At 73.2% G+C, this 21,428-nt stretch carries 18 protein-coding genes; 11 read left to right on the top strand and 7 right to left on the bottom strand.

Features of this window, described 5'->3' with window-relative positions:
* Positions 1-51 precede the first annotated feature (51 nt).
* The 5 genes from FBY23_RS26080 to FBY23_RS21855 form a co-directional block, all read right to left on the bottom strand.
* Positions 52-219: a hypothetical protein gene (locus FBY23_RS26080; RefSeq protein WP_160158329.1), complete on the bottom strand. Its 168-nt coding sequence runs from the start codon at positions 217-219 to the stop codon at positions 52-54.
* A gap of 102 nt (positions 220-321) precedes the next feature.
* Complete coding sequence (locus FBY23_RS26075; protein ID WP_160158328.1) at positions 322-492, bottom strand: hypothetical protein; 171 nt, start codon at positions 490-492, stop codon at positions 322-324.
* A 49-nt stretch (positions 493-541) separates the two neighbouring features.
* Positions 542-2,050 carry a hypothetical protein gene (locus tag FBY23_RS21865; protein WP_141800066.1) on the bottom strand — a complete coding sequence of 503 codons (1,509 nt, stop codon included), beginning with the start codon at positions 2,048-2,050 and terminating at the stop codon, positions 542-544.
* Positions 2,043-2,552: an RNA polymerase sigma factor gene (locus FBY23_RS21860; RefSeq protein WP_141800065.1), complete on the bottom strand. Its 510-nt coding sequence runs from the start codon at positions 2,550-2,552 to the stop codon at positions 2,043-2,045. Before FBY23_RS21860 ends, FBY23_RS21865 begins: the two co-directional genes overlap by 8 nt.
* Positions 2,553-2,645: 93 nt before the next feature.
* Positions 2,646-4,598 carry a hypothetical protein gene (locus tag FBY23_RS21855; RefSeq protein ID WP_141800064.1) on the bottom strand — a complete coding sequence of 651 codons (1,953 nt, stop codon included), beginning with the start codon at positions 4,596-4,598 and terminating at the stop codon, positions 2,646-2,648.
* A gap of 135 nt (positions 4,599-4,733) precedes the next feature.
* Here FBY23_RS21855 and FBY23_RS21850 point away from each other — a divergent pair, with 135 nt between their 5' ends.
* From FBY23_RS21850 to FBY23_RS26755, 7 genes are all read left to right on the top strand, one after another.
* Positions 4,734-6,053 carry a DUF6350 family protein gene (locus FBY23_RS21850; protein ID WP_141800063.1) on the top strand — a complete coding sequence of 440 codons (1,320 nt, stop codon included), beginning with the start codon at positions 4,734-4,736 and terminating at the stop codon, positions 6,051-6,053.
* Between the two features lie 27 nt (positions 6,054-6,080).
* Entirely contained in the window at positions 6,081-6,695 is a 615-nt protein-coding gene (purN, locus tag FBY23_RS21845) for a phosphoribosylglycinamide formyltransferase (protein WP_141800062.1), read from the top strand.
* A gap of 115 nt (positions 6,696-6,810) precedes the next feature.
* Positions 6,811-8,400 (top strand): bifunctional phosphoribosylaminoimidazolecarboxamide formyltransferase/IMP cyclohydrolase, encoded by a 1,590-nt coding sequence (gene purH, locus FBY23_RS21840; RefSeq protein WP_141800061.1) that lies wholly within the window; start codon positions 6,811-6,813, stop codon positions 8,398-8,400.
* A 13-nt stretch (positions 8,401-8,413) separates the two neighbouring features.
* Positions 8,414-8,728 carry a hypothetical protein gene (locus FBY23_RS21835; RefSeq protein WP_141800060.1) on the top strand — a complete coding sequence of 105 codons (315 nt, stop codon included), beginning with the start codon at positions 8,414-8,416 and terminating at the stop codon, positions 8,726-8,728.
* Positions 8,729-8,750: 22 nt separating this feature from the next.
* Positions 8,751-10,535: a PQQ-binding-like beta-propeller repeat protein gene (locus FBY23_RS21830; RefSeq protein ID WP_160158327.1), complete on the top strand. Its 1,785-nt coding sequence runs from the start codon at positions 8,751-8,753 to the stop codon at positions 10,533-10,535.
* A 47-nt stretch (positions 10,536-10,582) separates the two neighbouring features.
* Positions 10,583-11,452 carry a bifunctional methylenetetrahydrofolate dehydrogenase/methenyltetrahydrofolate cyclohydrolase gene (locus tag FBY23_RS21825; RefSeq protein ID WP_141800058.1) on the top strand — a complete coding sequence of 290 codons (870 nt, stop codon included), beginning with the start codon at positions 10,583-10,585 and terminating at the stop codon, positions 11,450-11,452.
* Positions 11,341-11,757, top strand: a complete 417-nt coding sequence (locus tag FBY23_RS26755; RefSeq protein WP_260806226.1) for a DUF3017 domain-containing protein — start codon at positions 11,341-11,343, stop codon at positions 11,755-11,757. The genes FBY23_RS21825 and FBY23_RS26755 overlap by 112 nt, the downstream gene beginning before the upstream one ends.
* Before the next feature lie 63 nt (positions 11,758-11,820).
* Here the strand turns inward: FBY23_RS26755 and FBY23_RS21815 are convergent, their stop codons facing one another.
* Positions 11,821-12,807, bottom strand: coding sequence for a malate dehydrogenase (locus tag FBY23_RS21815; protein ID WP_141800056.1), 987 nt, complete (start codon positions 12,805-12,807; stop codon positions 11,821-11,823).
* Between the two features lie 95 nt (positions 12,808-12,902).
* Between FBY23_RS21815 and FBY23_RS21810 the strand changes: the two genes are divergently transcribed.
* On the top strand, positions 12,903-13,562 hold the full coding sequence (locus FBY23_RS21810) for a hypothetical protein (RefSeq protein ID WP_141800055.1): 660 nt from the start codon (positions 12,903-12,905) through the stop codon (positions 13,560-13,562).
* A 98-nt stretch (positions 13,563-13,660) separates the two neighbouring features.
* Here FBY23_RS21810 and FBY23_RS21805 read toward each other — a convergent pair whose 3' ends face one another.
* Entirely contained in the window at positions 13,661-14,749 is a 1,089-nt protein-coding gene (locus FBY23_RS21805; protein WP_186348241.1) for an MIP family channel protein, read from the bottom strand.
* A 154-nt stretch (positions 14,750-14,903) separates the two neighbouring features.
* Between FBY23_RS21805 and FBY23_RS21800 the strand changes: the two genes are divergently transcribed.
* The 3 genes from FBY23_RS21800 to FBY23_RS21790 all read left to right on the top strand — a co-directional run bounded on the left by FBY23_RS21800 (position 14,904) and on the right by FBY23_RS21790 (position 21,353).
* Entirely contained in the window at positions 14,904-17,093 is a 2,190-nt protein-coding gene (locus tag FBY23_RS21800) for an NADP-dependent isocitrate dehydrogenase (RefSeq protein WP_141800054.1), read from the top strand.
* A 16-nt stretch (positions 17,094-17,109) separates the two neighbouring features.
* Entirely contained in the window at positions 17,110-17,775 is a 666-nt protein-coding gene (locus tag FBY23_RS21795; RefSeq protein WP_222117904.1) for a DNA alkylation repair protein, read from the top strand.
* A gap of 68 nt (positions 17,776-17,843) precedes the next feature.
* Positions 17,844-21,353, top strand: a complete 3,510-nt coding sequence (locus tag FBY23_RS21790) for an ABC transporter ATP-binding protein (protein WP_141800052.1) — start codon at positions 17,844-17,846, stop codon at positions 21,351-21,353.
* The last annotated feature ends 75 nt before the right edge of the window (positions 21,354-21,428 follow it).

The raw sequence follows: 21,428 nt of genomic DNA, 5'->3' as shown, positions 1-21,428 counted from the left end.
AAGGCCCGTCACCCCGTCAGGGTGGCGGGCCTTCGTGCGTCGTGGGCGGCCTCAGCCGATCGGGCCCCCGCCGGAGTGCGGTGCCCGCCAGGTGGAGGCGTCGGCCTTGCTGGCCTCGTGGGCCCGCTCGATCGCGGCGGCCTGCTGACCGTGGCGGTTGGCCCAGGTCCACAGGCCTGCGGCGACCACGAGGACGGCGATGGCGAGGATCCAGAACATGAGTCGATGATCCGCCGCCGATCGACTCTTGGCAAGGGCTTGCGCGAAGGCCCGCCACCCCAACACGGGTGGCGGGCCTTCGCGCATCGGGACTCGGTGGACTCAGCCGGGCATATTGGGCGCGCCGGAGTGCGGCGCCCGCCAGGTGGAGACCTCGGCCTTGCTGGCCTCGTGGGCCCGCTCGATCGCGGCCGCCTGCTGGCCATGGCGAGCGGCCCAGGCCCACAGCGCCGCGGCGGCCAGGACGACGGGGATCGCGATCAACCAGAACATGACCTGATGGTCCGCCCCGGACCGGTTCCTGGCAAGCCCTTTCAAAGCTCTAGCAGCCGGCGTCGGCGAAGACGCACATGGCGGCGATGATGGCCGCGGCGTCGTCCGCGCCGCTGGAGGCGGTGGTCGCGATGTCACCCTGCGGGTCGCTCGCGCCGCCCTCGTTGCTGCCGGTGATGAGCAGGAGGGCGTTGCCGACCTGGACGACGGTGAGCGCCTCGATGCCGACGGCAGGGGCGCCGTCGTACGTCGACCAGGTGCCGACCACCCACGAGATGTCGCCGAGGCCGCCTTCGGTGACGGAGTGGTGGCTCGTGAAGCCGGCCGCGTCGGGAGCCTCGTCGGGACAGGCGCGATAGGCGTTGACCATCGTGGTGGCCGCCCGGGTGGCCGCCTCGAACGACTCGTAGGTCAGCAGCTGGCGGGCCCGGCCGTCCTCGGGCTGTGACCAGGAGGCGTTGAGCCGGTCCGTCGGCGTGGGCAGCTCGCCCCCCGGCTGGTCGGCCACCGAGGTGCCGCACGGGGCGAGCTCGAAGGCCGGCAGGCTGCGCGAGGACGGCTCGAACGTGCCGTCGCCCGACGGGTCGGGCCAGCCCGTGTCGATCGCGAAGCCGTCGGGGATGGTCGTCGCGGCACCCGAGGGGCCGTCGGACGTCGTGCGGTCGTCCGGCGCGCTCGGCTGGGTGGCCGGCGGCCCGTCGCCGGGGAGCAGGCGCTCGGCGGCGACCGGCAGCATCCGGTACATCGGGGTGCCGCCGTCCTCGGGCAGGAAGTTGTAGTCCTGGCCGACGATGGTCAGCCCGACCACGGCGATCCGGTTGTCCTCGACGACCAGGCCGGTCTCGTTGATGAAGCCGGAGTCGCCGTAGGGATCGATCTCCTCGGGTGCCGGTCCCCAGCTCAGGTCGTAGATGACGGCCTTCCCCTCCGCGGCCAGCGGGACGGTCTCGGGATCCGGGCTGACCCGGGAGTTCTCGAAGTCGCCGAGCCGGGTGGTGCAGCTGGTGATCCAGTCGGTCCAGGTGTCGAAGGCTGCCTGGGCGGTGGCGTGGTCGGGGAACTCCGCGACCATCTCGACCAGGCCCTCGCCCGGCGCGGCCACGACGTCACTCGCCTCCTCGGGCGGGGTCAGGGCGAACGTGCGGGTGAGGCTGCGGGTCGCGCCGAGCGAGCTCGGGTTGCCCTGCTCGCACACGTGATAGGTCGCCTGGGCGTCACCCTCGAAGGTGTCGGTGGTGTGGAAGGCCCCCGACGATCCGGGCTCGTACTGGGTGTCCTCGTCGCGCAGCAGGTCGGACCTGCCGAGCGACCTGCTGGTCGAGGGGTCCTTGGTGACCAGGTGCTTGTCGGGGTCGCCGCCGTGGCCGGTCAGCGCGAGGATCGGCACGGTGACGGCGGCGACGGCGAGCGCGGCACCGCCCGCCACGAGCGCCGTACGACGCCGGCGGATCCGGTCGCCGCGGCGACGGACGTCGGCGGCAGAGAGCGGCATGTCTCCTCCTGCGCGGAGCTCGGCTCCGAACCGGGTGAGCTCCTCGGTGGGGTCGTGGTCAGGCACGGCTCGTACCTCCTCCCGCGATGCCGGGCTCGTCGGCGAGCAGGGCGGCGAGTGCCGCTCTGCCGCGACTGAGCCGGGCCTTGATGGTTCCCTCGGGTACGCCGACCTCGGCCGCGACCTGCTGGACCGGGAGGTCGGCGATGTGGTGGAGGACCAGCGCCTGGCGCTGGGCCTCGGGCAGCCGGCGCAGCGCGGCGACGAGTGCCACGTGGGACTCGTCGACCACGGCCGCCGTACCGACGGGCTGCAGGGCCCGGTCGGGGGAGCGCTCGCCGCGCTTGCGGCGCCGCCAGCGGCTCACCGCGAGCCGGTGGGCGGTGGTGCGCACCCACGCCTCGGGGTGCGCCGCGCGGTCCAGCTTGCGCCGGTGCGCCCAGGCCCGGGCGAACGCCTCCTGCGTGCAGTCGGTGGCCTCGTCGAGGTCGCCGATCATCGCGTACACCTGCCCGGTCACCCGGCGGAACGAGGCCGTGTAGAACTCGTCGAACTCAGCTGCGTCCACGCCGACCTCCTCTCGTGCTCCGCGTTCGCGGACTGTCGAGATGGATACGCCCGAGGACCGTGCCCGGTTGCACGGTCTGCCGAGAAAGTTCGATCAGCTCGGATCGTAGGGAGCCGTGCGGGCCAGCCGCTCGAGGGCGCGCTGGGCGAGCGCGACGAAGTCCTCGTCGGCCATGGTGGCCTTGGGAGCCGCGACGTAGGCGAGGACGGACACGGCGGTGCCCTGGCGGAGCACCGCGACGTCGTACTCGATCGTCCGGTCGCCGGGCAGCGCGGTGCTGAGGTGCCAGGCGGAGAGGGCCTGCGGGCCCTTGCCGGAGCTGAGCAGCTCCACGACCTCGGTGCCGGCCGTGGCGTCCAGGTCGGGGCAGGCGGTCATCTGCTCGCGGAAGCGGGTCACGAAGGCGCCCGCGGCGCCGCTCGGCAGGCTGCCGACGGTCTGGGTGAGCCCGACCTGCGGCGGCAGCTGCGCCCCGCCGAACACGAAGGTGCGGAACTCGTTGCCCTGGATTTCCTGGTTGCGGAACTTGCCGAACAGGTGGGCGGTGTCGCAACCGATCGCGCCGGCGTCGATCCGGTCCTCGGTGAGCTTGGTGGCCGGGGTGCCGACCCAGGGACCGGGCTCCGGGGTGATCGGCGGCAGGTCGATCTCGGAGAGCATCCAGTTCGTCGCACCGGCCGGGAAGGGCGCGCGCGGCGTCGGCGTCGGGTTCGGGGTCGCGCAGGCGCCGGCGTCGGGCAGCGCGCAGATCCGGCCGACGGCGGTCGAGAGCAGGCGGGCGACGCCGGCCCGGTTGGCCTTCGCCGGCGGCATCGTGGTGGCCAGCGAGGTGACGGTGGTGAACAGGCCGGTGCGGGCCACGCCGACGACGTACGTCATCGCGTCGGAGCGCGAGCGCAGCACGAACAGCGTCGACTGGTCGCCCACGCCCGGCAGGTCGGCGGTGCTGACCAGCTGGGTGCGCGGGACCGCGGTGGCGTCCTCGTCGGGCGAGGGGCAGGTGGCGAACCAGCGCCGGGCGTGCCGGTAGGTGCGCACCGCCCGCTGCTCGGAGGAGGACGCCTCCGCGACCTGGATCAGGTTGCGCGCCGCTTGCGGTCGGGTGCTGTCGCGGAAGGTGCGGACCCAGGCGGCGGTGCCCTGCGGGTCGGCGTACCGCGCCGCCTGGCAGGGGAGCACCAGGCCGTTGCCGCTGGAGTTGTCGCTCGTCGTGCCCTGCTGCCATCCCCGGCCGCTGACGGCCTGCTGGACGGCGTCGACCGGCACCAGCGAGGTGTCGGGGAGCGTGGTGATCGCGGGCCCGGCCGGCGGCGGGCCACCGGCGGCGGGCACGTCCTCGCGGTCGAGGGTCGGGCGTACGCCGGTGCTGTCGGCCGCGACGGCACCGCCGGCGACGAGTGCGACCACGGCCACGGCCCCGCCGACGACGGTGTGGGCGCGGCGCCGGGCGGCACCCGCGCGGCGGATGATCGTCACCCGCGGCCAGGTCACCGACCGGGTGGCGTCGGCGAGCCCGTTGAGCGCGAGCGGGATCGCGGAGGTCGGGATCTCGAGCGCCGTCGCGAACTGGGCGGCACCCTGCTGGAGCTCACGCTCGGCCGCCTCGGTGGGCAGCCCGATCTCGTGGGCCATCTCCTCCATGGTCACCGCGGCCAGCTGGGTCAGCAGCAGCGCCTTGCGCTGGACCACCGGGACTGCGCCGAGCGCCTCGAGGGTACGGCGGGTCTCCTCGCCGAGGTCCTTCTTGCGGTGCCAGGGCCGGGTGCTGGCGCGACGCAGCGCCTTGCGCCAGGCGTCGGGACGCACGGCCGACTCCGGCTCGGGGAGCCGTCCGGTCTTGCGCCAGTGGTGCCAGGACACGACGAATGCCTCGCGCACCGCGCTCCGCGCCACGGCGAGGTCGCCGGTCAGGGCGAAGGTCTGCAGCAGCAGCCGGTCGCGGGCGTCCTTGTAGAAGGCGTCGAAGCTGCTGGTCAGGTCCGCGCTGCTCACGTAGGCGGACCGGGGCTGCTCGGTGCTCGGGGTCACCTGGTCGTCCGCGGTCATGGCCGCACCAACCTACTTCGCCGGGGGTCACCGGTTCTAACCCGTGTCGCGGTGGCGGTCGTCTCGTCGGTGATGCGGGCGTCCCCGGCGTGGCGGGCCGAACCGGCCGGTCCGGCGCGTGAAGATGGACGGACCATGACGTCCCTCCAGTCGCCGCCGGCACGCCGCAGTGGACCCGGGCGCTCCGGGGCAGCCTCGGACGCCGACCTGCGTCGCCAGCTGGCCACGACCCGGCCGCTCGTGCCGACGGCCAGCATCGGCGGCATCATCGCCGCGGGTGCGCCGCTCCTGGTCTGCATGGCGGTCGCCGTGGTCGGCTGGTTCCTCACCGACGCCGGAGGCGAGGGCGCGCCCAGCGGCGCGCTGCGGGTCGGCGCCCACGGCTGGCTGATGGCCCACGGCTCCACCGTCGCGGTCGAGGGCGTGCGGATCAGCGCGATGCCGCTCGGCCTCACCCTGCTCTGCGCCTGGGTGGTCTGGCGCGTCGGGCACCGGGTCGGCGAGTCGATCTCCGGGCACGGCCCCGACGCCGACCGGATCGCCGACGGCGCCCGCGACCTCACCGTCCCGTACGCCGCCGGCCTGTTCACGATCGGGTACGCCGTCGTCGGCGTCCTCACCACCTCGGTCGCCGCCACCGCCGCCTCCTCGCCCTCTGTGGCGCGGGTCGTGCTCTGGTCGGTGCTGCTGGGACTCGGTGTCGGGGGATCGGCCATCGCGTTCGGCTCCGGTCGCGCGGCGATCTGGCTGCCCGTCGTACCCCCTGCGGTGCGTGACGCCGCCCTCGTCGCCCGCCGGATCCTCACCCGCTGGGCGCTGGTGTGCCTGGTCGCGCTGGTTGCGGCGTTCGTGCTCGACTTCTCGACCGCGGCCAACGTGGTCTCGCAGCTGCACGCCGACGCGGGTGCGGTGCTGCTGATGACCGCGCTCACCCTGCTGCTGCTCCCCAACGCGCTGCTCTTCTCCAGCGCCTACCTGATCGGGCCCGGCTTCACCGTCGGCACCGGCACCACCGTCTCCACGACCGCCGTCGTGCTCGGCCCGCTGCCGATGTTCCCGCTGCTCGCCGCGCTGCCCGACCAGGGCAGCCAGCCGTGGTGGACCGACTGGCTGATGCTCACCCCGCTCCTGCTGGCCGCCCTGACCGCCGGTCAGGTCCAGCGCGACCGGCCGGTCCTGGCCTGGGACCGCGCCGCGATCCGCGGCTGCGCCGGCGGGATCAGCGCCGGGGTCGTCCTCGCGCTCGTGTCGGCCTTCGCAGGAGGGGCGGTCGGCCCGGGCCGGATGCAGGACGTCGGGCCCTACACCTTCGACGTCCTGCTGCACGCGATCACGTCGTTCGGCATCGGCGGCGTGGTCGGTGCGCTGGGCGTGTGCTGGTGGCAGCGCGACGCCGACGGCCGGGTCCGTCGGGGGCTGCGAGCCGTCCGTGCGCGGCTGCCGCGTCGTTCCTGAGGCCCGGGACGTCCTAGACTCCGGGCCGTGCCCGCTCGTCCTCGTATCGTCGTCCTCGTGTCGGGCTCCGGCACCAACCTCCAGGCATTGCTCGACGCCTGCGCCGACCCGTCGTACGGCGCCCGGGTGGTCGCCGTCGGGGCCGACCGCGACCACATCGAGGGCCTCGCCCGGGCCGAGCGGGCCGGCGTACCGACCTTCGTGGCGAAGGTCAGCGACCACAGCAGTCGTGGGTACTGGGACCGCGCGCTGACCGACAAGGTCGCCGCCTTCGAGCCTGACCTCGTGGTGCTGGCGGGGTTCATGAAGCTGGTGGGGGAGAAGTTCCTCGGCAGGTTCGGCGGCATGACCGTCAACACCCACCCGGCCCTGTCGCCGTCGTTCCCGGGCATGCACGGGCCGGCCGACGCGTTGGCGTACGGCGTGAAGGTCACCGGCGCGACCCTGTTCGTGGTCGACGCCGGCGTCGACACCGGTGCGATCGTGGCCCAGACCGTCGTACCCGTGGAGGACGACGACACCGTCGATACGCTCCACGAGCGGATCAAGGTCGCCGAGCGGGCCATGCTCGTCGAGTCGGTCGGCCGGATGGCCCGGGAGGGGTTCACCGTCGACGGCCGGCGGGTTCGGCTGGGAGGCTGAACGCCGATAGACTGAGGGCACACGACTGGCGCAGGTGGGCCACCACCAGGGAGTGACGAGTCGGCATCGATCGCCTGGGTGCCCTCATCGAGACCACCGACCGATGAGGAGCCCGATGTCCACCACGCCCGACCGGATCAAGATCAAGCGCGCGCTGGTCTCCGTCTTCGACAAGACCGGTCTCGACGACCTGGTGCAGGGCCTCGCGGCCGCCGGCGTCGAGCTCGTGTCGACCGGCGGCTCGGCCGCCCTCATCGAGTCGCTCGGCCTCCCGGTGACCAAGGTCGAGGACCTGACCGGCTTCCCGGAGTGCCTCGACGGCCGGGTCAAGACGCTGCACCCGCGGGTGCACGCCGGCATCCTCGCCGACCGCCGCCTGCCCGACCACGTCCGTCAGCTCGAGGAGCTCGAGGTCGCGCCGTTCGACCTGGTCGTGGTCAACCTGTACCCGTTCGCCGCGACCGTCGCCTCGGGTGCCGGCGTCGACGACTGCATCGAGAAGATCGACATCGGCGGCCCGTCCATGGTCCGCGCCGCCGCGAAGAACCACCCCTCGGTCGCGATCGTCACCGACGGCGCCGACTACGCCGCGGCGCTGAGTGCCGCGCAGGGCGAGGGCTTCACGTACGACGAGCGCAAGGCGCTGGCCGCCAAGGCGTTCGTCCACACCGCGACGTACGACGTCCAGGTCGCCTCCTGGATGGGCTCGGTGCTCACCGACTCCTCCGAGGGCACCGGCTTCCCGGCCTGGATCGGCGGCACCTGGGACAAGCAGGCCGTGCTCCGCTACGGCGAGAACCCGCACCAGCCGGCCGCGCTCTACCGCTCCGGCTTCGGCCCCGGCGGCCTCGCCGCCGCCGAGCAGCTGCACGGCAAGGAGATGTCCTACAACAACTACGTCGACACTGACGCGGCCCGCCGCGCGGCCTACGACCACGGCGACCAGCCGACCGTCGCGATCATCAAGCACGCCAACCCGTGTGGCATCGCGGTCGGCGCCGACGTGGCCGAGGCGCACCGCCGCGCCCACGAGTGCGACCCGGTCTCCGCGTTCGGCGGCGTGATCGCCACCAACGTGCCCGTCTCGGTCGAGATGGCCCAGCAGGTCGCGGAGATCTTCACCGAGGTCATCGTCGCCCCCGGGTACGACGACGGCGCGGTCGAGGTGCTCCAGGGCAAGAAGAACATCCGGATCCTCCTCGCCGAGCCGCTCGCGCAGGGTGGCGTCGAGACCCGGCCGATCAGCGGCGGCCTGCTCATGCAGCACGCCGACCGCTTCCAGGCCGAGGGCGACGACCCTGCTGCGTGGACGCTGGCGACCGGTGAGGCCGCCGACGAGGCGACCCTTGCGGACCTCGCCTTCGCCTGGCGCTCGGTCCGCGCCGCGAAGTCCAACGCGATCCTGCTGGCGCGCGACGGCGGTGCCGTCGGCATCGGCATGGGCCAGGTCAACCGGGTCGACTCCTGCAAGCTCGCCGTCGAGCGGGCCAACACCCTGGTCGAGGGCGAGGAGCGGGCGCGCGGCTCGGTCGCCGCCTCCGACGCGTTCTTCCCGTTCGCGGACGGCCCGCAGATCCTGCTCGACGCCGGCGTGAAGGCGATCGTGCAGCCGGGCGGCTCGGTGCGTGACGAGGAGACCATCGCTGCCTGCCAGGCGGCCGGCGTCACCATGTACTTCACCGGGACCCGTCACTTCTTCCACTGAGCTGGACGGGGGAATGAGCGTGGTGGTCTCGGGACGGCACTCCGAGGAGGAGCACCGCACCGAGGTCCTGATCGAGGCCGAGGGCAGGCAGGTCCGGTTCGACGTCGTCGAGATCCCGGACGGGACCTACGGCTACTCGCGGGCCGAGCGCGAGCTGGCGGAGCCCGGCATGCAGAGCAGCCGGGTCGGTCTGTGGGCGCAGCCGGCCAGCTACCGCTGGCTGGTGGCGCTGTTCGCCCGGGCCGGCGTAGGCGACGCCCAGGTGCCGCGCGTGCTGGCCGCCGTTCGCGCCGGGACAGGAACCCGGGAGTTCCGGTTCGTGTACTGATCGGGTGGGGAGGCTGCACGCCGTGAGTTCCACCCGCTCCCGCACCACCGTTGTCGCCGGCATCGTCCTGGCGCTCGTCGCCGTCGCCGTCGCCCTGGTCCTCGGCCGGGGCGGCCAGGCGACTCCCGCTCCCGTCGCCCGGCCCACCGAGTACTCCTCGCCCGCGGTCGAGGACGCGCTCGTGCCCGCCTGGACGGCGACCCTGCCCGCCGGGCCGCGGGTCGTGCGGGTCACCGACGAGGTGGTCGTGCTGGCCGGAGACCGGTACCTCGCGGGATTCGAGCGCTCCAGCGGCGACGAGCTGTGGCGCCGGGACCTGGCCCGGTGGTGCACGGCGTCGGACGTGACCGGCACCGGCCTGATCCTGCTGGCCACCGGCGATCCTGCCGGCCCACGGCGGGAGCCGGAGCCGTGCCGCACCGTGACGGCGTACGACGTCCGTGACGGCGCCGAGCGGTGGAGCAGCCGGGTGCCGCCGTTCGCCGCGAACCCGGGTCTCGACGGGCTCGCCGTCGGCGACACCGCCGTGACGGCCCTGGGCCGCTGCTCGGTGACGCGGCTACGGCTCGACGACGGCCACCGGCTCTCGCGCGAGGTCTTCGAGCTGGAGAAGGACGGCGACTGCACCTTCTCCGGCGGGGCGGCCACCGACGGCCAGGTGCTCGTCGACTTCGTCCCCGACGACCCGGACTCGCTGGACCTGACGGGCACGCTGCGGGTGCGCGACGCCGACAGCGGAGCGGTGCTGCGCCAGGAGCACGGCGAGGACCCGGTCGCGCTGGAGGTGCTGGGCGGCTCGCCGCTCGTGCTCGGTCGGTGGGCCGACGACGACGTGGTGGTGCAGCGGATCGGGCGTCGTGGTGCCCAGAACCTGCTCGCGGGTGCTGACACCCCCTCGCCGGCGCTGAGGTCGCCAGGCTCCACCTACGCCACCAGTGCGGTCGACGGCGGACCGACCACGGTCCACCGCTTCGACACCGCCACCGGCACGCTCGCCTGGTCCCGGAGCCTGCAAGGCGCCGTCGTGGCCGCGGACGCGGCCGGGCTCACTGTCGTCAAGGGCGAGCCCGGCGAGTCGTACGACGTCGTACGGATGGCGGCGGCGGACGGCCAGCGGCAGCTGCTCGGGCGGATCGCCAGGCAGGGCGAGCAGGACCGGGTGCTCGGCGACGACGACGTCCTGGTGGCGGTGGCGGCGAGCGAGGACGGCGCTCGGGCCCGCGTGGTCGACCTGCCGCCGGCCGGCGAGGAGGTCGGGCCGGTCGACGACGGGAGTGGCAGCGCCGCGATCGGCCCCGACGACGTCGTCGGTGCCTGCAACGGGTTCAGCGACCGGACGCTGGCGATGCTGGACGGGCGGCGGACCGAGGTGGGCACCAGGCTCGACTGCTCCTGGTACACCGTCTCCACGAACGACGTGAACATCCGCTTCGAGACGGCGGTCGCGCTCGGCACGCCGGACCAGGCGGAGGGGCTGGCCCGCCTGCTGCCCTCGGCGGAGTCCTTCGACGACCTCGACGACCTGGGCGAGAGCATGCCCGCCGTGGGCTGGGGAGCCGCCGCGTGGGTCGTCGACCGGCCCGCGGCCCGCCGCGCCGACCCGTCGCCGAAGGCTCCGCGCGACGACAACCTCGCGTACGCACTGCTGGTCCAGCAGGACGGGGTGATGGTCACGGTGGCCGCCTCGGTCGAGGTGGAGCGTGAGGGGGTGCCGGGCGTGGTCCCGGCCGCCCGGGTACGACGCGCGGTGGCGCGTGCCGTGACCGAGATCTTCGCCTCGCTGGGAGTCGAGGTCACCCGTCCGTGAGCACCGGGCGGTCAAGAGGCTGGCGCAACCTCTGAGAGGATGCGTGCGTGACGGCAAGAAAACTCGACGGCAACGCCACTGCGGCCGCGATCAAGGACGAGCTCCGGGTCCGGATCGAGAAGCTGCGCGAGCAGGGCATCATCCCGGGGCTCGGCACGGTACTGGTGGGCGACGACCCCGGCTCGCGGTGGTACGTCAACGGCAAGCACAAGGACTGCGCCGAGGTCGGTATCGCCTCGATCCGCGTCGACCTGCCCGAGGTCGCGACCCAGCAGGAGATCGAGGAGGCCGTCGCCGGCCTCAACGCCGACCCCGACTGCACCGGCTACATCGTCCAGCTCCCGCTGCCGCGCGGTCGTGACGAGAACCGGGTGCTCGGCCTGATCGACCCCGCCAAGGACGCCGACGGGCTCCACCCCACCAACCTGGGCTGGCTGGTGCTCGGCAACGAGGCGCCGCTGCCGTGCACGCCGTACGGCATCGTCGAGCTGCTGCGCCGCCACGACGTCCCGATCGCAGGCGCCGAGGTGGTCGTGGTCGGTCGCGGCATCACCGTCGGCCGCCCGCTCGGCCTGCTCCTGACCCGCCGCAGCGAGAACGCCACGGTGACCCTGTGCCACACCGGCACCGTCGACCTCGCCGCCCACGTGCGCACGGCCGACATCGTGGTCGCGGCCGCCGGCGTGCCTGACATCATCACCGGCGACATGGTCAAGCCCGGCGCGGCCGTCCTCGACGTCGGCGTCAGCCGGGTTGGCGGCAAGATCGCCGGCGACGTCGCCGCCGACGTCTGGGACGTCGCCGGGTGGGTCTCGCCCAACCCGGGCGGGGTCGGCCCGATGACGCGCGCGATGCTGCTGGCCAACGTGGTCTCGATGGCCGAGAAGCAGGCGGCGAACGGGAAGGCAGCACGCTGAACGACGAGGCCCCCGAGCTCCCCGAGGAGCCGCGTCGCTACCCCTCGACGATCGGCGGCGCGTGCTACATCGCCGTCCTGGTCGTCGTCGGCGCCGGCCTGGTGGTCGCGGCAGTCTCGGACTGGCGGGTGGGCCTGCGGATCATGTCCGGCGGCCTGCTCACCGCCGCCGCGCTGCGGCTGGGGCTGCCGGAGAAGGATGCCGGCATGCTCGCCGTGCGCCACCGGTTCCTCGACGTCGGCATCCTGGTCACCGTCGCGGTCGTGCTGATCCTGCTCGCCGGGAGCATCCCGGAGCAGGGCTGAGGACTCCGCACGTACGACGAAGGGCCGGTGCCACGCGGCACCGGCCCTTCGTCGTACGTCAGGTCAGATCAGGCCCAGCTCGGTGACCGCGGCCTTCTCGTCGGCCAGCTCGGCGACGGAGGCGTCGATCTTGCCGCGCGAGAACTCGTCGATCTCGAGGCCCTGGACGATGCTCCAGTCGCCGTTCGAGGTGGTGACCGGGAACGAGGACACCAGGCCCTCGGGGACGCCGTAGGAGCCGTCGGAGACGACCGCCATCGAGACCCAGTCGTCGGCCGGGGTGCCGTTCAGCCAGTCGCGGGCGGCGTCGCAGGTCGCGGACGCGGCCGAGGCGGCCGAGGAGGCGCCCCGGGCGTCGATGATCGCGGCGCCGCGCTTGGCGACGGTCGGGATGAAGGTGTCGGCGATCCAGGCCTGGTCGCCCACGACCTCGGCGGCGTTCTTGCCGGCGATCTCGGCGTGGAAGATGTCGGGGTACTGGGTGGCCGAGTGGTTGCCCCAGATCGTGATCTTCTTGATGTCGGTGACGGCCGAGCCGGTCTTCGCGGCCAGCTGGGAGATCGCCCGGTTGTGGTCGAGGCGGGTCAGCGCCGAGAACCGCTCCTTGGGGATGTCGGGGGCGTTGCTCGCGGCGATCAGCGCGTTGGTGTTGGCCGGGTTGCCGGTGACGCCGATGCGGACGTCGTCGGCGGCGACGGCGTTGAGCGCCTTGCCCTGGGCGGTGAAGATCGCGCCGTTGGCGGACAGCAGGTCGCCGCGCTCCATGCCCGGGCCGCGCGGCCGCGCGCCGACGAGCAGGGCGAGGTTGACGCCGTCGAAGATCTTCTCCGGGTCGGAGCCGATCTGGACGCCGGCGAGGTTCGGGAACGCGCAGTCGTCGAGCTCCATGACGACGCCCTCGAGCGCCTTGAGCGCGGGCTCGATCTCGAGCAGACGCAGCTCGACGGGACGGTCGCCGGCGATGGCGCCGCTGGCGATGCGGAAGAGCAGGCTGTAGCCGATCTGACCGGCCGCGCCGGTCACGGCCACCTTGAGCGGGGTGGTGCTCACAAGGACTCCTTCAAGGAACTCGGTGGACTCCCGCGACGCTAGCAGCGCCCGGGCCCGCGCGCTGACCCGGTCCGGGTGCTGCGACGATGACGGCCATGCGGACACGTGCTCTCGCGGCTCTCGCGGCCCTGACCCTCGCCGGGGCCGTGCTGGCCGGTTGCGGGTCGGCCTCCGCGCCCAGTGCGCCGACCGGCGTCGACGGTCTGGAGATCCCGACCCCCGACCCGCGGCCCGCCGACTTCGTCGCCCGGATCGACAACCCGTGGCTCCCGCTGGCCGTCGGCTCGCGGTGGGAGTACGCCGACCTGGCGACCGGCAGCGTCGACCTCACCCTGACGGTGGAGGCCGGACCCTCGGTCGACGGCGTCGCGACGACGACGCTGGTCCGTACCGCCGCCGACGGCACCGTCGTCCGCGACCTGTACGCCCAGGACCGGGCCGGCAACGTGTGGTGGTTCGGCCGCGAGGGCCAGTGGCAGGCGGGGGAGGGCGGCGCCGAGGCCGGCCTAGCGATGCCCGCCGCGCCCCGGTTCGGGGACGGCTTCCGCACCGCCTCTGCACCGGGCCTGTCCGAGGTGGCGACGGTCGCGGACGTCGGTGAGGAGATCACGGTCCCGCTGGCGACGTACCACCGCACCGTCACGCTCGACGTCGAGGACGCCACCGGGGTCCGCACGGAGACCTACGCTCGCGGTGTCGGACTGGTCCGGACCGACGACGCGGGCCTCGGCGCGTACGAGCCGGGCCGCGAGTAACACGCCCGCCGCGCGCCCGGGGGACCGGAAAAACGCCCGAGGGCGTGGGCCGCGTCGCCGCGACTCCACGCCCCCGGGAGGGTTGACCCGTCACCGCATCACTGCGGGGGACGCACCTGCGTCTGGTCGCTGGCGGGTGGCGCCCACCCGGCCTGCGGGTCCGGCGAGGCCGGCGCTCCGGGAGCGGGCTGCTGCTGGGCCGGGATCCACTGCTGCGCGGCGGGGTCCCACTGCCAGCCGTCCTGGATGATCGGCTGGCCCTGCTGCTGGGCGGGCTGGGCGACCTGGCCGACCTGGCCGACCTGCTGGCCCGGCTGCGCCTGGTGCTGGCCGTACGCCTGCTGCTGGCCGTAGGCCTGCTGGTTCCACTGCTGGGTGAAGCCCGGGTCGGACGAGCCACCCGCACCGAAGTTCAGGCCCGAGCCGGGGACCGGGTCGGCGCCGTGGCCGAACACCAGCGGGTACAGCACACCGGCGATCGCACCGCCGAGCAGCGGGGCGACGATGAACAGCCACAGCTGGACGATCGCGTCGCTGCCGGAGAAGAACGCGACGCCGATCGAGCGAGCCGGGTTGACCGACGTGCCGGTCGCGGGGATGGCCACGAAGTGGATCGCCGCGAGGGTGAGGCCGATGGTCAGCGGGGCCATGGCGGCCACGGCGCGGTTCCGCTCGTCGGTGGTGCCGAGGATGACCGTCACGAAGATGAAGGTCAGGATGAGCTCGATGAGCAGCGCGCCGAGCAGCTCGACGCCGCCGTGGTCACCGAAGCCGTTGGAGCCCAGCGACTCGCCGAACTCCCAGCCGAAGTCGCTGGAGAGCGCGGTCAGTGCGAGCAGGAGGCCGCCGACGAGGCCGCCGACGATCTGCGCCGCGCTGTAGAGACCGGCGTCCTTCCACGAGATGCGGCCGCCGAGCGCGGCACCGACGGAGACCGCCGGGTTGAAGTGGCCACCGGAGACGCGGCCGAAGGTGTAGACCATCGCGATGATCGCGATGCCGAACGACAGGCCGACCGCCGTGATCGCGAACAGCCCGGCGAGACCGGTGCTGTCGTCCGCGACGTTGCCGAAGATGACGGCGGAACCGCAGCCGATGAAGACGAGTACGGCGGTGCCGAGGGCCTCGGCCGCGATCTTCTGGACGAGGGTGGGGGGTGTGGACGTGTCGACTGCTTCTTCTGACATGGGCTGGACCTTCTCCTCCGTGGGGCTCCCGAAAACCGCCGGGTTACACACGGCAGCCTAGTCATTACTGTGGCTGCCGAAGGGGACGCGTGCCCCGGCATCAGGTATCTTGACGTCAAGAATCCCACCCACGGCCCAGGAGTGACGCCCGGACATGTCGAGCATCATCTACACCCACACCGACGAGGCGCCGCTGCTGGCGACGTACTCCTTCCTGCCGATCGTCGAGGCGTTCGCCGCCAAGGCCGGCGTCGCGTTCGAGACCCGCGACATCTCCGTCGCCGCGCGCATCCTCGCCCAGTTCGGCCTCGCCGACGACGCGCTGACCGAGCTCGGTGAGCTCGCCAAGACGCCCGAGGCCAACATCATCAAGCTCCCCAACATCTCCGCCTCCATCCCGCAGCTCAAGGCCGCGATCAAGGAGCTGCAGGCGCAGGGCTTCGCCGTCCCGGACTACCCCGAGGCGCCGGCGACGGCGGAGGAGAAGGAGATCCGGGCCAAGTACGACAAGGTCAAGGGCTCCGCCGTGAACCCGGTCCTGCGCGAGGGCAACTCCGACCGCCGCGCCCCCGCGTCGGTGAAGAACTACGCCAAGACCCACCCGCACACCAACAAGCCCTTCACCGAGGGCTCGAAGACCAACGTCGCCACCATGGGCGAGCACGACTTCGCCAGCAACGAGAAGTCCGTGACCCTGGCCCAGGACGACGTGCTCTCGATCGTCCTCGAGACCGCCGCCGGCGAGACCGTCGTGCTCAAGGACGGCCTCAAGGTCCTCGCCGGCGAGATCGTCGACGGCACCAAGATGGAGGCGGCGTACCTGCAGGCCTTCCTCAAGAACGCCATCGCCGAGGCCCAGGCCCAGGACGTGCTGTTCTCGGTCCACCTCAAGGCGACCATGATGAAGGTCTCCGACCCGATCATCTTCGGCCACGTCGTGAAGGCCTTCTTCTCCGACGTCTTCGCGCAGTACGGCGACCAGCTCGCCGCCGCCGGCCTGTCGGCCAACGATGGGCTCGGCGCCATCCTGGCCGGCCTCGACGCCCTCGAGAACGGCGCGGAGATCAAGGCCGCGTTCGACGCCGCCCTCGCCGCCGGCCCGCGCCTGTCCTACGTCAACTCCGACAAGGGCATCACCAACCTGCACGTCCCCTCCGACGTCATCGTCGACGCGTCGATGCCCGCGCTGGTCCGCAACGGTGGCCGCCTGTGGGGTGTCGACGGCGGCGAGGACGACACGCTCGCGGTCATCCCCGACTCGTCGTACGCCGGCGTCTACCAGGCCGTCCTCGACGACGTGAAGAAGAACGGCCCGCTCGACCCGGCCACCATCGGCACCGTCCCGAACGTCGGCCTGATGGCGCAGGCGGCCGAGGAGTACGGCTCGCACGACAAGACCTTCGAGATCGCCGAGGCCGGCACCGTCCGTGTCCTCGCCTCCAACGGTGACGTGCTCATCGAGCACGACGTCGAGGCCGGCGATATCTGGCGTGCCTGCCAGACCAAGGACATCCCCGTCCAGGACTGGGTCAAGCTCGCCGTCACGCGCGCCCGCGCGTCGCAGACGCCGGCGATCTTCTGGCTCAACGAGTCGCGTGCGCACGACGCCGAGCTCATCAAGAAGGTCAACGCCTACCTGCCCGAGCACGACACCGACGGCCTCACCATCGAGATCCTGTCGCCGGAGCTCGCGACGTCGTACTCCCTCGAGCGGATGCGCAAGGGCGAGGACACCATCTCGGTGACCGGCAACGTGCTGCGCGACTACAACACCGACCTGTTCCCGATCCTCGAGCTCGGTACGTCGGCCAAGATGCTCTCCGTCGTCCCGCTGATCGCCGGCGGCGGACTGTTCGAGACCGGCGCGGGCGGCTCGGCGCCCAAGCACGTGCAGCAGCTGGTCGAGGAGAACTACCTGCGCTGGGACAGCCTCGGTGAGTTCTTCGCGCTCGTCCCCTCGCTGGAGAAGTACGCCGAGCAGGCCGGCGCCCCCGCCGCGCAGGTCCTGGCCGACGCGCTCGACCGTGCCACCGGCACCTTCCTCAACGAGGACCGCTCGCCGGGCCGCAAGCTCGGCACGACCGACAACCGCGGCTCGCACTTCTACCTCGCGCTCTACTGGGCCGAGGAGCTGGCGAACCAGACCGAGGACGCCGACCTCGCGGCCGCGTTCAAGCCGCTCGCCGAGAAGCTGCGGGCCAACGAGGCGAAGATCGCCGAGGAGCTGATCGCCGTCCAGGGCGAGCCCGCCGACATCGGTGGCTACTACTACCCGGACGCAGAGAAGACCTCGGCCGTGATGCGCCCGAGCGCGACGCTCAACGAGGCGCTCGCCGGGTTCTGATCGCTCGCTGATCACCGTGTCGCTGCCGGCCGCGGTCCGCACCTCGTTGCGGGCCGCGGCCGACGCGTCCCTTGCCCCGGGCCAGCAGGCGTACATGAAGTCGGCGATGCCCTTCCTCGGCGTCCGCGTTCCCGACGTACGCCGCCTGGTTCGCGCCCTCGTGCGCGAGCTCGGCGTCCACGACCCCCTGGAGCTGACGACCGCCGCACGCGAGCTGTGGGACGACGCCACCCACCGCGAGGAGAGGTACGCCGCGGCGGCCCTGGTCGGCCTGCGTCCCCTGCGCGGCGACCTGTCGCTGGTGCCCTTCCACGAACACGTCGCGCGCAGCGGCGCCTGGTGGGACCACGTCGACGAGGCCGCCCACCGGGTCGCCGAGCTGCACGACGCGCACCCGGTCGAGACCGCGCAGGTCGTGCGCCGCTGGTCGACCGACGACGGGTCCTTCTGGGTGCGCCGGCTCGCGATCATCTCCCAGCTCGGCCGCGGGGACCGGGTCGACCTCGACCTGCTGGTTGCGGTGCTGGAGCCCAACCTCGCCGACGGCGAGTTCTTCATCCGCAAGGCGGTCGGGTGGTCGCTGCGGGAGGTCGCGAAGGTGCACCCGGAGTGGGTCCGCGCCTACGCCGCCGGCCACGAGATGAGCCCGCTGAGCCGACGCGAGGCCCTCAAACACCTGTAGCCGGGCCGGGCATTCGCCGCAGTTTATTCGGAGGCGAACTGTCGGCGCCGGAACCTACGCTGGTGCCGATGACCACGACGCTGACCCGCCCCGACGCCCGCGAGCGGCCCGCTGTCGGTGGCGACCCGGCGCGTCGCGTCGACTGGCGCCGCCTGCGCACGCCGGCCGCCGGCTTCGCCGTGGGCGCGGTCGCGCTCGCGGCCCTCGGGCAGGCGCTCGGCACCGTCGTCGCCGGACGGATCGCCGACCACCCGACCGGCACCCTGGTCGGCTGGCTCGCACTGTTCGTCGTGGGGGCCGCGACCGTCGACACCGCCGGCCGGGTCGTGTGGGCGGGCGTGGTCGACCGGGCCGAGGGCCGGCTTCGCGGTGACCTGCTGAGCGCCGCGCTGCAGCAGCCTCTCGAGCACCTCACCGAGCAGGCCGTCGGCGAGGTCCTCGACCGGGTCGACGACGACACCCACGAGGTCGGGACCCTGCTGCGCCAGCAGATCTGGATGGCGATGCGCACCGGCTTCGCCTCGGTCCCGATGTGGCTGGTCGCCGGCTTCACCTGGTGGCCCGCCTTCGTCCTGTTCCCGCTCGTCGGCGCCGTCACGGTCTGGGTGATGCGTCCGGCGCTGGTCGAGATCGCCCGCCGCAAGGTGATCGAGGAGGCCGCCTGGACCGATCACGCCGCGGCACTCGAGGAGGGCGTCGCCGGGCGCGACGACCTGCGCACGAGCCTGGGCCAGGCGTTCGCCGTACGCAGGCTCGCGCAGCTCTCCGCCGACGTCCACGAGAAGTTCCGCCGGGTGCTGATGATCGAGGCCCGGCTGGCGATCAAGGTCGGCCTGCTGCTCCACGGACTGCTCGCCGCGATCGCGGTCTGTGGCGTCGCGCTGGTCAGCGGCGACCACCTCGGCGTCGCGCGACTGGTCACGCTCTTCTTGGTGACGACGATCTTCGTCGGCCAGATCAACAACCTGGCCCACCAGCTGCCCGACATCCAGGCCGGCCTCGGCGCGGTCCTGCGGCTGCGCCAGCTCCTCGCCGTCGAGGCGGAGCCCGAGGGCGGCGAGGCGGTCCCGTCGGGCGCGCTCGACCTGCGCATCCGCCACCTCGACTTCGCCTACAACGAGAGCTCGTTCGCGCTGCGCGACGTCACGCTGTACGTCGAGGAGGGCCACACCCTGGCCCTGGTCGGCCGCACCGGCTCGGGCAAGTCGACCCTCGCCTCGCTGCTCTCGCGGGCCGCGGAGCCGCCGCCCGGCACGATCTTCCTCGGCGGGGCCGACATCACCACGCTCGACCTCCACGAGCTGCGCCGCCGGGTCGGTGTCGTCACCCAGCGCACCGAGATCCTGGCCGGCAGCCTCGCCGACAACATCACGCTGTTCGCCAGCGTCCCGCGCGAGGAGGTCGAGGCGGCCGTCGCCGAGCTCGGCCTCACCGACTGGGTGGCCGGCCTGCCCGACGGCCTCGACACCCTGCTCGGTCCCGGCGGCACCACGCTGTCGGCAGGGGAGGAGCAGCTGGTCGCGTTCGCCCGGCTGCTGGTGCGCCACGTCCAGGTCGTCGTGCTCGACGAGGCGACGGCCCGGATGGACCCGGTCACCGAGGCCCGCGTCGTCGCGGCCGCCGACCGGCTGATCAGCGGCCGCACCGGCATCCTCGTCGCCCACCGGCTCAGCACCATCGAGCGCGCCGAGGCGGTCGCCGTGCTCGACCACGGCACCGTCATCCAGCACGGCCCGCGCGACGAGCTCGCGGTCGCCGACGGACCGTTCCGCCGGCTGCTCGCCGCCAGCGACACCGAGGGCTTCGCCGACGCCGACCTCGACCCGGCCGAGACCGGTACCGCGGTCGGCGGGCGTCGCCGTACCGGAACCCCGCCGGAGCGTCCCGAGGTCGGCTCCGGCTCCTCGTTGGCCCGCGGCACCTGGAACGCCTTCTGGGTCCGCCCGTGGTGGGGCGCCTGGTCGGTGCTGCTGTTCCTCGGCGGCACGATCTTCGCCCCGCTGGGCGCGATCACCGGCTTCGTCTGGGGCAAGGTCGTCGAGCGGCTCGAGGCGGGGGAGTCCGCGACCTCGCTGGTCGTCGTCCTCGTCGTCAGCCTGCTGGTCGCGCCGATCCTGCTCGCCGACGCCTTCCGCCGCTACCCGCGCTGGTGGATCGAGGTCATGCTCCGGGTGCGGATGTCCGTGCTCCTGGGCCAGGTCCGCAGCGAGCGGCTGCCGCGCACGCCTCCCGGCGAGGTGGTCGCGCGCTCCATGGACGCCGACCGCTACGCGAGGTACGCCGACCGCTGGGTCGACTTCGTCAACGGCCTGCTCATCGCCGCGATCACCATGGTCGCCGGTGGCACCTGGCTGGCCGGCGGCGTCCTGCTCGTCGTGATGCTCACCAGCGCGCTCGCGTCCTCGATCGGCCGCCCGATCGCCGGTCGCTCGGCCGCGCGCTCCTCGGCCGCCCGGGCCCGGTTCGGCCGGGCCGTGGTGTCGGCGGTCGAGTCGGCCCGCACGGTCAAGCTCGCGGGTCGCACTCCGCAGGTCCACGCCCACCTGAGCAAGGTCGACGACGGCCGTGTGGAGGCGGCCGTCTTCGAGCACCGCGTGCAGGCCGTCCTCGACGGCGTGCCGATCGTGATGGTGCAGGTCGGCGTCGTCGCGGCCTGGGCGCTCTACCTGTGGGACGTCTGGGGCCTGGCGACCGCGCTGCTCGTCGCGACGGCCGTCAACGGCTTCGACTGGTTCGGCCGGGTCGCCGGCGCCGTGGTCACCGAGGCCCCGGGCGTGCGCGCCTGGCAGCAGGCGACCGCGCGCTTCGCGGGTGGCCGGGACCTGATGGCGATGGCCGACGGGATCGACCTGGTCGCAGGCGAGGCGCCCGAGCCGGCCACGCCGGCGCGGGTCCCGCTGCAGCGGCTGGAGCTGGCCGGCTACACCGCGGTCCACGACGACGGCACGGTCGGCGCCACCGGCATCGACCTGGTCGTCGAGCGCGGCGAGCTGGTGCTGCTCGTCGGCCAGGTCGGCTCCGGCAAGTCCAGCCTGCTCTCCTCGCTGGCCGGCCTGATCGACCACCGCGGCTCGCTGCGCTGGAACGGCCAGGACGTCACCGACCCCGAGACCTTCCTGCGCCCCGGCCAGGTCGGCCACGTCGCCCAGGTGCCGCGGGTGCTCTCGGGCACCTTCGCCGACAACATCCTGCTCGGCCACGACCGACAGATGGCCGGCCCCGTCGAGACCGCCCGGATGGCCGAGGACGTCGCCGACGCCGGCGGCCCCGACGCGGTCATCGGACACCGGGGCGTACGTCTTTCCGGCGGCCAGGTCCAGCGCCTCGCCCTGGCCCGCGCCCTGGCGACCGACGCCGAGCTGCTGCTCGCCGACGACGTGTCCAGCGCGCTCGACGCCGCCACCGAGATCGAGCTGTGGGCGGCGCTGCGCGAGCGGCACACCACGGTGATCGGGGCGACCTCCAAGCGCGCCGCGCTCGCCCAGGCCGACCGCGTCGTCGTCCTCGTCGACGGCGAGGTCGCCGCAGTCGGGCCGTGGTCGTCGCTGGCCGGCGACTGGGGTCACCTCGCCGGCTGAGCCCGGGGCGTGGTCGGCGTTCTCTCGGTTCAACTACCGGATTTGTCGTGAGATGCCGCGATCGGCCGCGAATTC

Origin of the sequence: Nocardioides sp. SLBN-35 (genome assembly GCF_006715725.1) — a bacterium.
Taxonomy (GTDB): Bacteria; Actinomycetota; Actinomycetes; order Propionibacteriales; family Nocardioidaceae; genus Nocardioides.
Note: the sequence above shows the minus strand (reverse complement) of the source record. Positions and strands in the feature narration are given on the sequence as shown.

Bases quoted from the DNA above. Each gene is read 5' to 3' on its own strand.
- FBY23_RS26080 (WP_160158329.1), bottom strand. From the start codon at position 219: ATGTTCTGGATCCTCGCCATCGCCGTCCTCGTGGTCGCCGCAGGCCTG.
- FBY23_RS26075 (WP_160158328.1), bottom strand. From the start codon at position 492: ATGTTCTGGTTGATCGCGATCCCCGTCGTCCTGGCCGCCGCGGCGCTG.
- FBY23_RS21855 (WP_141800064.1), bottom strand. From the start codon at position 4,598: ATGACCGCGGACGACCAGGTGACCCCGAGCACCGAGCAGCCCCGGTCC.
- FBY23_RS21850 (WP_141800063.1), top strand. From the start codon at position 4,734: ATGACGTCCCTCCAGTCGCCGCCGGCACGCCGCAGTGGACCCGGGCGC.
- purH (WP_141800061.1), top strand. From the start codon at position 6,811: ATGTCCACCACGCCCGACCGGATCAAGATCAAGCGCGCGCTGGTCTCC.
- FBY23_RS21835 (WP_141800060.1), top strand. From the start codon at position 8,414: ATGAGCGTGGTGGTCTCGGGACGGCACTCCGAGGAGGAGCACCGCACC.
- FBY23_RS21810 (WP_141800055.1), top strand. From the start codon at position 12,903: ATGCGGACACGTGCTCTCGCGGCTCTCGCGGCCCTGACCCTCGCCGGG.
- FBY23_RS21805 (WP_186348241.1), bottom strand. From the start codon at position 14,749: ATGTCAGAAGAAGCAGTCGACACGTCCACACCCCCCACCCTCGTCCAG.
- FBY23_RS21800 (WP_141800054.1), top strand. From the start codon at position 14,904: ATGTCGAGCATCATCTACACCCACACCGACGAGGCGCCGCTGCTGGCG.
- FBY23_RS21790 (WP_141800052.1), top strand. From the start codon at position 17,844: ATGACCACGACGCTGACCCGCCCCGACGCCCGCGAGCGGCCCGCTGTC.